This window comes from Soehngenia longivitae, from assembly GCF_004684055.1.
Lineage (GTDB): Bacteria > Bacillota > Clostridia > Tissierellales > Tissierellaceae > Soehngenia > Soehngenia longivitae.
In genome coordinates, this window is sequence record NZ_SRIB01000003.1 from 146,273 (window position 1) to 162,527 (window position 16,255).

The following is a 16,255-nucleotide window of genomic DNA, read 5'->3' on the forward strand; positions in this document are numbered from 1 at the left end:
TTTATGAATATTGACCAACTTTGTGTAAATACAGTTAGAATGCTAGCAGTAGAGGCTGTTGAAAAATCAAAATCTGGGCATCCTGGCATGCCTTTAGGTGCAGCGTCTATGGCATATACTTTGTGGGCGAAGGTCATGAATCACAATGGAAAAAATCCGAATTGGATAAATAGAGATAGATTTGTTTTATCAGCAGGTCATGGATCGATGTTATTATACTCATTACTACATTTGTTTGATTATGGATTAACCATTGATGATTTGAAGAATTTTAGGCAATTAGATAGTTTAACACCAGGGCACCCTGAATATGGCCATACCAAAGGGGTAGAGGCTACCACTGGGCCATTAGGCCAAGGAATATCGATGGCTGTAGGAATGGCAATCGCTGAGACTCATTTATCTAAAATATTTAATAGAGATAAATTCAATATAATTGACCATTACACATATGTAATAGCTGGAGATGGAGATTTGATGGAAGGTGTAAGCAATGAAGCATCTTCTTTAGCAGGGGCATTGAAACTCGGAAAGTTGATAGTACTGTATGATTCGAACTCAATTTCAATAGAAGGCAGTACTGATATTGCTTTTACAGAAAACGTCAGAAAAAGATATGAGGCATTAGGTTGGGAAACACTTTATGTCGAAGACGGAAATGACTTAAAAGCAATAGAAAAAGCTATATTACAGGCAAAGAAAAATTTGAACCAACCTACATTAATTGAGATAAGAACTCACATTGGTTACGGCACAGAGAAACAAGACAGTGCATCTGCTCATGGAGAACCATTGGGAGAACACAATATAGAACTGCTTAAGAAAAACTTAAATTGGGAATATAAAGCATTTGAAGTGCCTGATGAAGTTAAAAGTCATTTAAAGGAAGTATGTGTTAACTTAGAAAACAAGGAAAAAGAATGGAATGAGATGTATAAAAAATACATGGATGTATATCCAGAGTTAGCTAAAGAGTTAAAAGCTTGGATTAATAAAGATATACCTGTTAATTATCTAGACTCAGATGATTTTTGGAATTTTGAAAAAGATTTATCGACAAGGGAAGCGTCAGGAGTATTGATTAACAGATTAGCTGAAGTTATTCCAAATTTAATTGGAGGCTCTGCAGATCTATCACCATCTACAAAGACGTATATGAAAAACAGAAAAGATTTCTCTAGCGAAGATTACACTGGCTCAAATATTCACTTTGGAGTAAGAGAACATGCGATGGGAGCGATATTAAATGGACTTTCTTTACATGGGGGAGTTAGACCATTTGGGGCTACATTCTTCATATTCTCTGATTATATGAAACCTGCAATGAGGCTATCGTCAATGATGAAACAACCTGTCACCTATGTATTGACTCACGATAGTATAGGAGTGGGAGAAGATGGTCCAACTCATCAACCTATTGAACAACTAACTGTGTTTAGAGCACAACCCAATTTTATAATTTTTAGACCATGTGATGCAAGAGAAACTGCTGCTGGATGGTATACAGCAATAAAATCCACAGAAACTCCTGTTGGACTAGTTCTTTCTAGACAAACACTTCCTTTGTTAAGTGGAACAGGGAAAGATGCATTAAAGGGAGGATATATCTTAAGAAAAGAAACTAAAAAACTGAAATTGATATTGTTAGCTACAGGTTCTGAATTGAATTTAATTTATAAAGCAAGTGAAATATTAGAAGAAAAAGGTATCGGAACAAGAGTGGTAAGCATGCCTTCATTCGAGTTGTTTGAAATGCAAGATGATGATTACAAACAAAAAGTCCTACCTTCTAATGTAAGAGCTAGAATTGCTGTAGAAGCGGGATCATCTTTAAGCTGGTATAAATACGTCGGCTTAGATGGAAGAATCGTTTCTATCGATAGTTTTGGAGCTTCTGCACCTGCTAACAAACTTTTTGATAAATTTGGACTTAGTGTTGAAAAAATAGTAGAAAATGCACTAGACTTAATTAATTAAGGGGGAGCCAATTGGCTTCCTCTATTGATGTGTAAATTTATATTTAATATTTCAAATAAATGTGTTATATTAAATATTCGGAGGATAGTTATGAATATAAAATTAGTTGCCATAGATATGGATGGTACATTATTAAACGATTATGGGGAAGTAAGTGATGCAACAATTGAAGCATTAAAAGCTGCTCAAAGGAAAAATGTGGAAATTGTCATTTCTACAGGCAGAGTTTTGAAATCAGCTCTTTATTTTGCAGAAAAATTGGGGTTAAAGAGCTATACAATAGCTTCAAATGGCGCAATTATAGCTGATAGAGATTTGAATATTATTTATAATTCGCCGATAGACAACCAAACGATCAAAACTGTTGTCGAAGTAGCAGAACAAGAGAATATTTACTTTCATTTTTACAATGAAAACACTTATTTCTCAAATAAATATATAAGTGAAATAGATAAGTATTACAATTCATCTAAAGAGAGATTAAAGGGTCAGAACATTAACTTTGAGCTCTTTGATGATATAGATGAAATAATTAACCGAAAAGACTTAAATATTTACAAATTTTTATTCATTGATGATGATTTGAATAAATTAAATAAAGTAAGAGACAGATTAAGAGAAATAGAAGGGGTTAATATATCAAAAAGTGGGTTCAATAATATTGAACTAACCAGAAGTGATGTATCGAAAGGACAGGCATTGCAATATGTTTCAAATTTGCTTGGAATTGATAGATCAGAGATCATGTCAATAGGAGACAATGACAATGATATTTCTATGCTAGAGAAAGCTGGTATTTCAGTAGCCATGGGCAATGCAGAAAGAGCAATAAAAGAAATTGCTGACTTCGTGACAAAAACAAACAATGAAGACGGAGTAGCATATGCATTTAGGAAATTTATATTAGAATAGGTGATAAAATGGCATTAAATATAGTGTTAGTTGAGCCAGAAATACCTCAAAATACTGGCAATATATCAAGAACTTGTGCTATTACTAAAACAAGACTTCATCTTGTCAAACCACTTGGCTTTTCTGTTGACGATAAGCACTTAAAAAGGGCAGGACTTGATTACTGGGATCTACTCGATGTATTTTACTATGATAGTTTTCAAGAATGCATTGAAAAGTTTAACGACTATCCTTTTTATTATTCTACAACTAAAGCAAAAAAAATTTATACAGATTTTAAATATGAGGATGAATCTTTCTTTGTTTTCGGAAAAGAGACAAAAGGGTTGCCAGAGGACTTAATATACAAAAATATAGATAAAGCAATAAGGATACCTATGAGAGGTGATTTAAAAAGATCACTAAATTTATCTAATTCTGTAAATATTATTTTGTATGAAGCGCTAAGACAGTTAGGTTTTCCTGGATTAGTGTAGAATAAAACTAAAAAAGGAGGATACAAATATTATGAGTTTAATAATCCCTGTTCTTGGGGGATTGGGTATGTTTTTATATGGCATGACTATGATGGGCAGTGGATTAGAGAAAGCAGCAGGAAATAGGCTTAAATCAATCATAGAAGCGCTAACCACCAATAGACTTATGGGAGTTTTAGTCGGTACAGTTGTAACTATGATTATTCAAAGCAGCAGTGCTACAACTGTAATGGTAATTGGATTTGTTAATGCTGGTCTTATGACTCTACCGCAAGCTGTTGGAGTAATAATGGGAGCAAACATTGGCACAACCATAACAGCTCAATTGATTGCATTTGATTTAGAGTTTATAGCACCGATTGCAGTAGCTGTTGGGGTTGCAATTTGGATGGCAGCTAAAAATAAAAGTGCAAAATCATATGCTGAAATTTTGATTGGATTTGGGATACTTTTTATTGGCATGGGGATGATGAGTGATGGATTAAAACCATTTGCTGAATTGCCTGCTTTCACAAGAATAATCACCAGCCTAAACAATCCAATACTGGGGATGTTAGTAGGATTAGGTATTACGACATTGGTTCAAAGTAGCTCTGCGTCAATCGGATTGTTAGAAGCTTTAGCAAAACAAGGATTAGTCAATATTGGCATATCATTACCCATTCTTTTCGGCAGCAACATTGGTACAACAACAACGGCATTAATATCGAGTGTAGGTGCTAATAAAACAGCAAAGAGAGCTGCTGTAATTCACTTTCTATTTAATGTAGTCGGAACGATTTTTTTCATGACATTGTTGAGTTACCCAATCAAACAATTAGTTGTATACATATCACCAAATGATGTTACAAGGCAAATTGCAAATGCTCATACACTTTTTAATGTCATAAACGTAATTTTATTGTTTCCATTTGCAAACTTACTAGTAAAAGCAGCAGAAAAATTAATTCCTGGCGAAGATGAAGTTGAAGTAACCGAAGCAATATATTTAGATAAACGTATCATACAAACTCCTTCTATAGCTCTAGCGCAAGCAAAGAAAGAGACTTTGAGAATGGGTGAATTAGTTAATGATAATATCTTATCATGCCAGAGGGTTTTAATTGAAGATAAAATAGACGAAGTAGACTCTATTCTTGAAAAAGAACAAATAATAAATAAAATTCAAAGAGAAATAACAGATTATTTAGTCGCGCTTTCCAATGCTCCGCTATCAGACGAGCAGCATACAGACATAAATGCAATGCTTTATATAATAGGTGACATTGAAAGAGTAGGAGATCATGTAGAAAACATCACTGAACAAGCACAATTCAAATTTGAAAATAACATATATTTCACACCCAATGCTATAGATGAACTTACTTATATGTTTGAAGTTTGTAAAAAAGTATTTGAAACAGCTATGGTATCATACAGAGATACAGATGAAAGTCTAGCTAGACAAGTACTTGCTCTAGAGGATGAAGTGGATAGACTTGAAAAACAAAATAGAGCTAATCACATTGAAAGGCTCAATCAGATGCTTTGTAGCACTGGAGCAGGAGTAGTATTTTTGGATGTAATAAGCAATTTAGAAAGAGTATCCGATCACTCAAGAAATATTGCGATGTATGTATTGGATAAATTTAAAGAATAAAAAAATTTTATATTGAATTATTTAATATAGTAAGTTATAATTAAAGCGAAGAAAAGTTGTTAATTTAGTAACAAAATTTAATAGTTTCGATTCTGGATGATTATTACGGGAGAGACCGTTAAGGCGCCGAAGGAGTAATTATTTAAGCTAGCCACTTAGATATGAACCTCTCAGGCAAAAGTACCGCAATATGACAGAACTCTGGAAAGTGACATTACACCGAAGGAGCAATCTCTTATAGAGAGAATCTCTCAGGTCAATAAACAGAGTAAGTAGGCAGACAGTCTATTTATTCTGTTTTTTTTGTAATATGTGGTATATATAGATTAAATATAAATTTAGGAGGTTAAATTATGTTATACGATGTTGTAATAATTGGGGCAGGACCTGCAGGACTATCTGCGGGATTATATGCAGCTAGAGCAAGGCTAAACACTTTGATTATTGAGAAAGATGTAGCTGGAGGTCAAATTGTCACTACTGAAGAAGTAGCTAACTATCCAGGATCAATAGAAAATGCAACAGGTCCTTCACTAGTAGCTAGAATGGTAGAGCAAGCAGAAAGTTTTGGTGCAAAAAGAACAACTGACACCATTAAAAGTGTTGATTTTTCAGGTAAGATAAAAGTTCTAAAAGGCGAAAAAGCTGACTACGAAACTAAGACAGTTATAATTGCTACTGGAGCGACTCCAAAGAAAATTGGATGTCCTGGAGAAAAAGAGCTAACCGGTAGAGGAGTATCATATTGTGCTACTTGCGATGGTGCATTTTTTGAAGATTTAGAAGTATTTGTAGTAGGTGGCGGCGATGCTGCAGTTGAAGAAGCAATGTTTCTAACTAAATTTGCTAGAAAAGTTACTATAATTCATAGAAGAGACTCTTTAAGAGCAGCAAAATCTATACAAGAAAAGGCTTTTGCAAATGAAAAAATTCATTTCATGTGGGATACCGTTATCACAGAGTTAAGAGGAGATGAACTACTAGAGTCAATGGTAGTTAAAAACCTAAAAACAGGGGAAGAAAAAGAGATATTTGCTGATGAAAACGATGGAACATTTGGCGTTTTTGTGTTTGTAGGATATGATCCCGCTACACAATTATTTGAAGGTATCATCAACATGGAAAAGGGCTATATAATAACAGATGACAAAATGGCAACAAATATACCAGGGGTATTTGCTGCTGGGGATAATAGAGTAAAACCACTAAGACAAGTTGTAACTGCAACCTCAGACGGTGCAATAGCAGCTACACAAGCAGAGAAATATATAGAAGAAAATATTTTTGAATAAGGAGGAGTAGTAATGATCGAACTAAACAAAGATAATTTTGAAGAAGAAGTTTTAAAAGCTGAGGGGACAGTATTAGTAGATTTTTGGAGTCCATCTTGTGAACCTTGCAAAGCATTGATGCCATTTGTTCATAGTTTGGAAGAAAAATATGCAGATAAAATCAAATTTACTTCATTGGATATTACAAAAGCTAGAAGAGTAGCAATAGGACAAAAGGTTTTGGGTTTGCCAGTAATTGCTATATATCAAAATGGCGAGAGAATAGATTCAGTTGTAGGAGACGAAGCAACAGAAAAAAGTGTTGAAGAATTAATCAAAAAATATTGTTAAGCCTCTAACTCATTTGAGTTTAGGATATATGTGAAATATTTAAGGGAGGTGAAGTAAATGCGTCTAGAATTAGGTAATGTCCTAATTAAAGATGTACAATTTAGCGATACAACTAAACTTGAAGAAGGTGTACTTTCAATAAATAAACAAGAATTAATTGATATATTAATGGAAGATGAACACTTGAAAAAAGTAGAAGTTGATATTGCTAAACCAGGAGAGAAAGTAAGAATTACACCTGTAAAAGACGTTATTGAACCAAGGGTAAAAGTAGATGGTCCTGGAGGAATATTCCCAGGGATTTTATCAAAGGTAGATACGGTTGGCTCTGGAAAAACAAATGTATTAAAAGGCTGTGCAGTAATGACAACAGGTAAAATTGTCGGTTTCCAAGAAGGAATTGTCGACATGTCAGGACCAGGAGCAGACTATACTCCTTTCTCAAAACTAATAAACATAGTTTTGGTTTGTGAACCAGTTGATGGTTTAAAACAACACGAACATGAAAAAGCTGTCAGATTAGCAGGATTTAAAGCTGCTAAGTATCTTGGGGAGACCGCTAGAAATATCATTCCTGACGAAGTAAAAGTATATGAAGTTGATACATTTACAGATGGATTGAAGAAATATCCAAATTTACCAAGAGTTGGATATGTACAAATGCTTCAAACTCAAGGATTATTACATGACACATATGTATATGGTGTAGATGCAAAGCAGATAATACCAACTATAATGTACCCAACAGAGTCCATGGACGGTGCAATTGTCAGTGGAAACTGCGTTTCAGCATGCGATAAAAACACAACTTATCATCACCTAAACAATCCAGTAATTGAGGATTTACTAAAAGTACATGGTAAAGAGTTAAACTTTGTTGGTGTTATAATTACAAATGAAAATGTATATTTAGCTGACAAAGAAAGATCTTCAAATATGACAGCAAAATTAGCTGAATATCTTGGATTAGATGCTGTTATAATATCACAAGAAGGATTTGGTAATCCTGATACTGACCTTATAATGAATTGCAAGAAGATTGAAGCTAAAGGAATAAAGACAGTAATAATAACAGATGAATATGCAGGAAGAGATGGTGCAAGCCAATCTTTAGCAGATGCTGATAAATCTGCAGATGCAGTTGTAACAGCTGGGAATGCAAACGAAGTAATAACATTACCTCCAATGGACAAGGTCATTGGTTCTTTAGAATATGTTGACATAATAGCTGGCGGATTTGATGGTAGTTTGGCTAAAGATGGTTTTATTACTGTTGAAATTCAAGCAATAACAGGCGCTACAAATGAAATAGGATTTAGTAATTTAACTGCTAAAACATTTTAATACAGTTACGTTTTATAATAAGGAAAGGAAGTGGAAAAATGTCAATCTTTGATGAAAATTCAAAAGTTATCATCATTGGTGACAGGGACGGAATCCCTGGACCAGCGATTGAAGAATGTATAAAAACCACTCCTGCAGAAGTAGTATTTTCAGCAACAGAATGCTTTGTCTGAACGGCTGCAGGAGCAATGGACTTGGAAAACCAAAAAAGAGTAAAGGAACTAGCTGAAAAGTATGGCTTAGAAAACACAATAGTTGTTCTAGGCGGTGCTGAAGCTGAAGCAGCAGGATTAGCTGCAGAAACAGTTACAGCTGGTGATCCAACTTATGCAGGTCCATTGGCAGGAGTCTCGTTGGGACTCAGAGTTTATCACGCAGTAGAACCAGAATTTAAAGAGTCAGTAGATCCAGAAGTATATGATGAACAAATCGGTATGATGGAAATGGTTTTAGATGTTGACTCAATAATAGAAGAAGTAAAAGGAATGAGAGAGCAGTATTCAAAATATTAATTCTCCAACTAAATTTAGGAGAGGAGGGAAACAAATGGGGAAAATAAAAATAGTACACTATCTAAATCAATTCTTTGCAGGAATTGGTGGAGAAGAAAAAGCTGATTTCAAACCAGAAGCAAGAGAAGGAGTTGTAGGACCTGGTATGGCACTACAAGCTGGTTTTAAAGATGAGGCTGAAATAGTTGCTACAGTTATATGTGGAGATAGTTATTTTAATGAAAACATAGAAGAAGCTAAAGCAAAAGTGCTTGAGCTTGTTAAACAATACAATCCTGATTTGTTTATTGCTGGGCCAGCATTTAACGCAGGAAGATATGGGGTAGCTTGCGGTGCTATAACTGAAGCAGTTCAAAATGAATTAAACATTCCAGCTTTAACAGCAATGTATGAAGAAAATCCAGGAGTTGATTTATATAGAAAATCAATATACATCATTCCTACAAAAGACAGCGCTGTTGGGATGAGAGATGCAGTGTCAAAGATTGTACCATTTGCATTGAAATTAGCAAAAGGGGAAACGATTGGTTCACCTGAAGAAGAAGGATATATCAAGAGAGGTATAAGGGTTAATTATTTTGCTGACAAGAGAGGCTCTCAAAGAGCTGTTGAAATGTTAATCAAAAAAATAAATGGTGAAAAATACGAAACTGAATACCCAATGCCAGATTTTGATAGAGTAACTCCAAATCCAGCGATAAAAGATATTACTAAAGCAAAAATTGCTCTTGTAACATCTGGTGGTATCGTTCCAAAAGGAAATCCTGACCATATCGAATCAAGCTCTGCATCAAAATATGGCAAGTACGATATAGAAGGAATTATTGATTTAACTGAAGATACTTTCCAAACTGCACATGGTGGATATGATCCAGTATATGCTAATGAAGATGCTGACAGAGTTTTACCAGTTGATGTATTGAGAGATTTAGAAAAAGAAGGCAAAATCGGCAAACTTCATAGGTATTATTACGCAACAGTAGGAAATGGAACATCAGTTGCAAATGCTAAGAAATTTGCTAGTGAGATTGGAAAAGAGTTAGTGGCTGATGGAGTTGACGCAGTTATACTAACTTCCACCTGAGGCACCTGTACTCGTTGCGGTGCAACAATGGTAAAAGAAATAGAAAGGGCTGGATTACCAGTTGTTCATATTTGTACAGTAGTTCCTATTTCATTGACAGTAGGTGCAAATAGAATAGTTCCAGCAATTGCGATACCTCATCCACTTGGAAATCCACAATTAAGTCCAGAGGAAGAGAAAGCATTAAGAAGGAAGTTAGTAGAAAAAGCATTAAAAGCTCTAACTACTGAAGTAACAGATCAAACAGTATTTGAAGATTAAAATATAATAGTATTTATGAAAGGGTGATATTTATCACCCTTTTCTAAAATACAAAGAATTTTTTGGGGGTGACTCTTTTGAGTAATGCGGTTATTAAAGGTGCAAGCTATATATTGGTACATGCGCCAGATATGGTTGTTCACAATGGAACAACCCAAACTACAGAAAAAATATTAAATTCAAATTCAGAGTATCTTAAAAATTTAAGAAATAGTTTAAGAACTTATGAACAAGCAGTAAACTATTTACCAAATCAAGTTTATATCGGGAATAAAACACCTGAAGATCTTAAAGCTATACCACAGCCATGGGTAGATAAACCTGTTGAAGGTGCAACTAGAAATGGGAAATTTGGAGAAATTATGCCAGAAGATGAGTTTATAGGCTTAATGAAGATTGTCGATGTATTTGATTTAGTTAAATTGTCTAAGGAATTTACAAAAATAATTAAAACTAAACTTTCTAATCACCCATTAATAAGTGATGAGTTGGTATCAAGACTTAAAGATGGAGAAGAATTCAACGATATAAATAAATTAATAAGTGAGCAAGATGCTGAACCACTATATTTTGATAATAACATAGTTGGATGTGTAAAGAGAGCACATGACATTGACCAAAATTTAAGTGCACATGTAATTTTTGAAAACTTAGTTTCAAAAGCATCTGCTGTATTAGCAGCTCTTCACTTAATTGACAAGACAAAGATAAATCCAGATGATATAGAGTATGTAATTGAATGTTCTGAAGAAGCTTGTGGAGATATGAACCAAAGAGGTGGAGGAAACTTTGCAAAAGCAATCGCGGAATTCGCAGGGCTAAATAACGCTTCAGGCTCTGATATTAGAGGATTCTGTGCTGCTCCAACTCATGCATTGATTTCTGCGGCATCTTTAGTAGGAGCAAATACTTTTAAAAATGTTCTAATAGTATCAGGTGGTTCAACTGCTAAATTGGGCATGAATGGCAAAGACCATGTCAAGAAAGGATTGCCAATATTAGAAGATGTAGTAGGCGGATTTGCTGTATTGGTAAGCGAAAATGATGGAGAAAGTCCTATTCTAAGGAATGATTTAGTAGGCAGACACACAGTAGGCACTGGTTCATCACCTCAAGCTGTAATAACATCATTAGTTACTGCACCACTTGACAGAGGAAATTTAAAGATTACTGACATAGATAAATACTCTGTAGAGATGCAAAACCCTGATATTACAAAACCTGCTGGAGCTGGAGATGTTCCAAATGCAAACTATAAAATGATTGCAGCTTTAGGAGTAAAAAGAGGGGAACTAGAAAGAACTCAAATAAATGAATTTATTGAAAAACATGGGATGGAAGGTTGGGCACCAACTCAAGGGCATATACCTTCAGGGGTTCCATACGTTGGTTTTGCAATAGATGATATCAAATCCGGCAAAGTAAAAAAAGCGATGATCATTGGTAAAGGAAGTTTATTCCTAGGGAGAATGACAAATTTATTCGATGGAGTATCAATTGTAATAGAAAATAATGACGGAAGAAAAGAAGAAAGCAAAGGTATTTCAGAAGAAGAAATCAGAAGCTTTGTAGCAGAAGCTATGAGAGACTTTGCAGCACACCTTTTAGAAGAATAGGGGTGATTATGTGCAATCAGATAACATCGTAAAAACAGTAGCAAAGATATTTAATGATATTGCTGACACTCTTGAAACAGGACAATACGGAGAAAAAATAAGAGTCGGTATAACTACTTTAGGTAGTGAACACGGGATATCTAACGTCGTTAAAGGCGCAGAACTTGCTCAAAAAATAAATAGTTCAATCGAAGTTGTATTGATAGGGCCGAAAGTAGAGACTGAATTAACTCAAGTTATAGTAGAAAACGAAGAGGAAGGCTATAAAAAGATGGAGGAAATGCTCGATAACAAAGAGATAAGTTCCTGCGTTACTATGCACTATAGTTTTCCGATTGGAGTCTCTACAGTTGGACGTGTTATAACTCCTGGAAAGGGTAAAGAGATGTTCATAGCTACCACAACTGGGACCTCTTCATCAAATAGAGCTGAGGCAATGGTTAAAAATGGCATATACGGAATTATTTCTGCCAAAGCCATGGGCATTAAAAACCCAACAGTAGGTATACTCAATGTAGACGGAGCAAGACAAGTAGAGAGAATTTTTAAAGAACTCATATCTAACGGATATGATATAAACTTGACTGAGTCTACTAGAGCTGATGGTGGGTGCGTAATGAGAGGCAATGATTTATTAGCTGGCACACCAGATGTAATGGTCACAGACACATTAACAGGAAATATATTGATGAAAGTTTTCTCTTCATATACAACAGGTGGTAGCTATGAGGCACTAGGTTATGGTTACGGCCCAGGGATAGGAGAAGACTATAACAGGCTAGTATTAATCATATCAAGAGCATCAGGCTCTCCTGTAATAGCAAATGCGATTAGTTATGCAGCAGATTTAGTAAAAGGAAAAGTATTTGAAATAGCAAAAAATGAATTTGAAAATGCAAATAAAGCAAATTTAAAAGAACTATTAAAATCTTTAAATAAAGAATCTGTTAAAAAAGAAGAGAATAAGTTCGTTAAAATGCCAGAAAAAGAAGTTGTAACTGGTACAATAGATGGAATTGACATCATGGAACTTGATGATGCAGTAAGCGTGCTTTGGGAGAATCAAATCTATGCAGAATCAGGCATGGGATGCACAGGGCCTATAGTTATGGTGAACGAAAGGAATTTAAAAGAAGCTATAAATGTATTAGCAAAAGCAGGATACAATGTTAAAAAAGCTGAAGATTGTTAAAAACTTAAGGTTTAGGCCTTAAGTTTTTTGTTTGTATCACAAAAATTTGATATAATACAAGTACAAAGAGGAGGTGAAGTGATTGAAACTTAATTATGAGTTAACTTTAGAACAAAGCCAAAAATTAATAATGACTCCTGAATTAAGGCAAGCAATTCAATTGCTTCAATATAACAGTTTAGAATTACAAGAATATATATTGAGGGAAATAGAAGAAAATCCTTTGCTAGAGTATGAAGATACAATAGAAGAACCACAAGAAATTAGCGATTTTGACCAGATAGATTGGAAGGAATACATCGAAAATTACGATGATATCAGTTATAAACAGGAAATAAATAAAGATGAAAATACTATTACGTTTGAAAATTTTTTCACATCTTCGCAAACCCTTAAAGAATATCTCTTAGAACAATTATCAATGGTTAGTGTAGGACAAAGGGAGTATAAGATTGCAGAATACATCATTCAAAATATAGATAGCAATGGTTACTTAACTGAGAGCACTCAAGAAATAGCGAAAGCTATGGGCGTTTCAGAATCTGAAGTAGAAATAATGCTTGGAGTAGTTCAAACTTTTGAACCTACAGGAGTAGGTGCAAGAAATTTAAAAGAATGCTTGCTACTCCAATTAAAAGATAGAAAAGATTTAATTTTAATAAATATAGTTGAAAATTATTTAGAAGACATTGCGCTAAATAAATTATCAAAGATTGCCTCAGAGCTAAATATAGATGTCGAGGAAGTTCAAAGATATGCAGATGAAATAAAATCTCTTGAACCAAAACCGGGAAGATCTTTTGCAGGAAGTAGTGAAGAAATAAAATATATTATTCCCGATGCTAAATTAGAAAAAGTCGATGGTGAATACGTTGTCCTCATAAATGAAGTAACTATTCCCAAGTTAAACATAAATAATTTTTATAGAGAATTAATTAAAAATTCAGATGAAACAACAAGTCAATTTTTGCAAGAAAAATTAAACTCTGCCGTTTGGATAATAAAGAGCATTGAGCAGAGAAAACAAACATTAACTAAGGTAATAGAATCGATAGTAAAATTTCAAATTGATTTTTTTGAGAAAGGAGAAGGATATTTAAAACCGTTGACACTAAAAGACGTCGCGGAAGACATTAAAATGCACGAGTCAACTGTTTCAAGAGCAACAAATGGCAAATACATCCAGACATCTAAGGGAATTTATGAATTAAAATATTTTTTCTCACAAGCTATTAAGGCAAATGAAGGATTGATTTCATCTGATACCGTTAAAAATACTATTAGAGAAATAATAGATTCCGAAGATTCAAAAAAACCGATGAGTGATCAGGAAATATCTTATAAATTAGAGAAAATGGGTATCTCACTATCACGAAGAACGGTTGCAAAGTATAGAGAAGAGCTAAAAATTCCATCTTCTAAATTGAGAAAAAGATTTTAAATTGTAATCGCTTGATATATTTTAAATTGTTGGGTATAATATGTATGTAAATTTTTTATAAATGGTGGGACAAAATATAGGGCTAAGGGACAAATATTGCCCATGTATGGAGGTGGTCCCATTAGATACTTTTGATGTGTTTAGGATTATTGTACCAGAAGCATTAGAATTATTTGAAAAAAGGTATATGATACTAAGGGAAATTAAAGACAATCAACCAATTGGCAGAAGACTTTTGTCAATTAAGTTGGGGATGACAGAAAGAAATGTCAGAACAGAAGTTGAAAATTTAGTTAAACATAATTTATTAGACATAAAAAATATGGGTATGTATGTTACAGACGAGGGTGAAAATGTATTATCAGAGTTATCTGATTTGTTTAAAAAAATAATGATAAAGCCTGAACTCTCTAAAGAAGTATCCGCTATCTTAGGTGTAAGAGATTGTTATGTGGTTTCAGGAAATTCGTCTTTAAGTGAATTCACTCTCAAAGATCTTGCTAAGACTGCATCTGATGTGTTAGTTAGCACTCTAGAGCCAAATTCAATAGTTGGTGTTACTGGAGGGCATACGATGTTAGCAGTTTCAGAGCAAATTTCTTCTAAAAAAGAGTTTAAAGACGTAACTGTAATACCTGCAAGAGGAGGCTTGGGAACTGATTTAAAGACACAAGCCAATACTGTTGCTTCTAAATTAGCGCAAAATATTGGCGCTAACTATAAACTCTTATACATCCCAGATAGCATAGGTCAAGATGTAAATGAAATAGCAAGTAAAAACAAAGAAATCAAGGACACGCTTGACTTAATTGAAATGATCGACATATTCGTATTTGGCATTGGTAGAGCCGATGTTATGGCTAAGAGAAGAAATTTATCTGAAGACAATATAAAGTTTTTAGAAGAAAATCATGCTGTAGCAGAAGCATTTGGACATTTTTTCGACATTGAAGGCAATGACATTTTAGAATATGGATCAGCTGGATTATCATTGAAGAAGTATTTAAAGATTGATAAAGTTATTGGAGTAGCTGGTGGTGAAGAGAAAGCTGAAGCGATTATGGCTATTTCATCACTCAGAAAAGATATAACTTTAGTTATTGATGAAGCAGTAGCAAAAAAAATAATTTTTAATAAAATTTAAGGAGGAATTTTTTATGGCATTAAAAGTAGGGTTAAGTGGATTTGGGAGAATTGGTAGAGATGTAACTAGAGCATGGGCAGAAAGCAATAATGATTCTTTTGACATCGTTGCAATCAATGAAATAGGCGGTTCAATTGAGCAAATGGCTCATCTTTTCAAATATGATAGTATCTATGGTAAATTCAATGGTACAGTTGAAACTTATGAAGAAGGAATCATCATCAATGGTAAAAAGGTCAAAGTTGTTGCAGAAAAAGATCCTTCTAAGTTGCCATGGGGCGAGTTAGGAGTAGATATAGCAATTGACTCTACAGGTGTATTTAAGAAAAGAGAAGATTTTGAAAAACACTTACAAGCTGGAGCAAAAAAACTAGTAATAACTGCACCAACAGAAGGCGAAGACATCACTATTGTTTTAGGAGTTAATGATGATAAATACGATCCTGCAAAACACAATATAATTTCAAATGCTTCATGTACAACAAACTGTTTAGCACCAATTGCTAAAGTAATATTGAACAATTTAGGAATTAAAAAAGGATTGATGACTACAGTTCACGCATATACAAATGACCAACAAGTTCATGATAAATTCCATAAAGACCCAAGAAGAGCAAGAGCTGCAGCTGAAAACATCATACCAACTACTACTGGAGCAGCAAAAGCAGTTGCGTTAGTATTGCCAGAATTAAAGGGCAAATTAAATGGATTCTCAGTAAGAGTACCAGTTCCAACAGTATCTTTAGTAGACGTTGTATTTGAAGTAGAAAAACCAACAACTGCAGAAGAAGTTAATAAATTGTTAAAACAAGCTAGTGAAAATGAATTAAAAGGAATCCTTGGATATACAGATGAATTGCTTGTATCAAGAGATTTCTTAAAAGACAAGAGATCTTCAATTGTTGATGCTGATTCAACTATGGTAATAGATAATATGGTAAAAATAGTATCTTGGTACGATAATGAGTGGGGCTATTCAAATAGAGTAGTAGATTTGGTAAGCATGATAGCATCAAGGTGGTAAAAAGGTCGGGT

General features: G+C 34.0%; 14 protein-coding genes and 1 riboswitch. All 14 genes read left to right on the forward strand.

Annotation, left to right across the window (positions count from 1 at the left end; genetic code table 11):
• Positions 1 to 3: 3 nt before the first annotated feature.
• The 14 genes from tkt to gap all read left to right on the forward strand — a co-directional run bounded on the left by tkt (position 4) and on the right by gap (position 16,244).
• Complete coding sequence (tkt, locus tag E4100_RS03510; protein WP_135270659.1) at positions 4 to 1,977, forward strand: transketolase; 1,974 nt, start codon at positions 4 to 6, stop codon at positions 1,975 to 1,977.
• Positions 1,978 to 2,067: 90 nt separating this feature from the next.
• On the forward strand, positions 2,068 to 2,889 hold the full coding sequence (locus tag E4100_RS03515; protein WP_167792065.1) for a Cof-type HAD-IIB family hydrolase: 822 nt from the start codon (positions 2,068 to 2,070) through the stop codon (positions 2,887 to 2,889).
• An 8-nt stretch (positions 2,890 to 2,897) separates the two neighbouring features.
• Positions 2,898 to 3,365 carry a tRNA (uridine(34)/cytosine(34)/5-carboxymethylaminomethyluridine(34)-2'-O)-methyltransferase TrmL gene (trmL, locus tag E4100_RS03520; RefSeq protein WP_135270661.1) on the forward strand — a complete coding sequence of 156 codons (468 nt, stop codon included), beginning with the start codon at positions 2,898 to 2,900 and terminating at the stop codon, positions 3,363 to 3,365.
• Between the two features lie 31 nt (positions 3,366 to 3,396).
• The gene (locus E4100_RS03525; protein WP_135270662.1) at positions 3,397 to 5,004 is read left to right on the forward strand and encodes a Na/Pi cotransporter family protein; all 1,608 of its coding nucleotides are present in this window, start codon (positions 3,397 to 3,399) and stop codon (positions 5,002 to 5,004) included.
• Positions 5,005 to 5,100: 96 nt separating this feature from the next.
• Positions 5,101 to 5,200: riboswitch (glycine riboswitch) on the forward strand.
• Between the two features lie 157 nt (positions 5,201 to 5,357).
• Positions 5,358 to 6,296 (forward strand): thioredoxin-disulfide reductase, encoded by a 939-nt coding sequence (gene trxB / locus E4100_RS03530; RefSeq protein ID WP_135270663.1) that lies wholly within the window; start codon positions 5,358 to 5,360, stop codon positions 6,294 to 6,296.
• A 12-nt stretch (positions 6,297 to 6,308) separates the two neighbouring features.
• On the forward strand, positions 6,309 to 6,626 hold the full coding sequence (gene trxA / locus E4100_RS03535) for a thioredoxin TrxA (RefSeq protein WP_135270664.1): 318 nt from the start codon (positions 6,309 to 6,311) through the stop codon (positions 6,624 to 6,626).
• Between the two features lie 57 nt (positions 6,627 to 6,683).
• Entirely contained in the window at positions 6,684 to 7,970 is a 1,287-nt protein-coding gene (locus E4100_RS03540) for a glycine/sarcosine/betaine reductase component B subunit (protein ID WP_135270665.1), read from the forward strand.
• Between the two features lie 38 nt (positions 7,971 to 8,008).
• The gene (grdA, locus tag E4100_RS03545; protein WP_135270666.1) at positions 8,009 to 8,482 is read left to right on the forward strand and encodes a glycine/sarcosine/betaine reductase complex selenoprotein A; all 474 of its coding nucleotides are present in this window, start codon (positions 8,009 to 8,011) and stop codon (positions 8,480 to 8,482) included.
• A gap of 34 nt (positions 8,483 to 8,516) precedes the next feature.
• Positions 8,517 to 9,827 (forward strand): glycine reductase complex selenoprotein B, encoded by a 1,311-nt coding sequence (gene grdB, locus E4100_RS03550; protein ID WP_135270667.1) that lies wholly within the window; start codon positions 8,517 to 8,519, stop codon positions 9,825 to 9,827.
• Between the two features lie 77 nt (positions 9,828 to 9,904).
• The gene (grdC, locus tag E4100_RS03555) at positions 9,905 to 11,443 is read left to right on the forward strand and encodes a glycine/sarcosine/betaine reductase complex component C subunit beta (protein ID WP_135270668.1); all 1,539 of its coding nucleotides are present in this window, start codon (positions 9,905 to 9,907) and stop codon (positions 11,441 to 11,443) included.
• A gap of 10 nt (positions 11,444 to 11,453) precedes the next feature.
• Positions 11,454 to 12,635, forward strand: coding sequence for a glycine/sarcosine/betaine reductase complex component C subunit alpha (gene grdD, locus E4100_RS03560; protein WP_135270669.1), 1,182 nt, complete (start codon positions 11,454 to 11,456; stop codon positions 12,633 to 12,635).
• An 82-nt stretch (positions 12,636 to 12,717) separates the two neighbouring features.
• Complete coding sequence (gene rpoN, locus E4100_RS03565) at positions 12,718 to 14,076, forward strand: RNA polymerase factor sigma-54 (protein ID WP_135270670.1); 1,359 nt, start codon at positions 12,718 to 12,720, stop codon at positions 14,074 to 14,076.
• Positions 14,077 to 14,137: 61 nt separating this feature from the next.
• Complete coding sequence (locus E4100_RS03570; RefSeq protein WP_135270671.1) at positions 14,138 to 15,220, forward strand: sugar-binding transcriptional regulator; 1,083 nt, start codon at positions 14,138 to 14,140, stop codon at positions 15,218 to 15,220.
• Positions 15,221 to 15,233: 13 nt separating this feature from the next.
• Positions 15,234 to 16,244, forward strand: coding sequence for a type I glyceraldehyde-3-phosphate dehydrogenase (gene gap, locus E4100_RS03575; RefSeq protein WP_135270672.1), 1,011 nt, complete (start codon positions 15,234 to 15,236; stop codon positions 16,242 to 16,244).
• Positions 16,245 to 16,255: the final 11 nt, after the last annotated feature.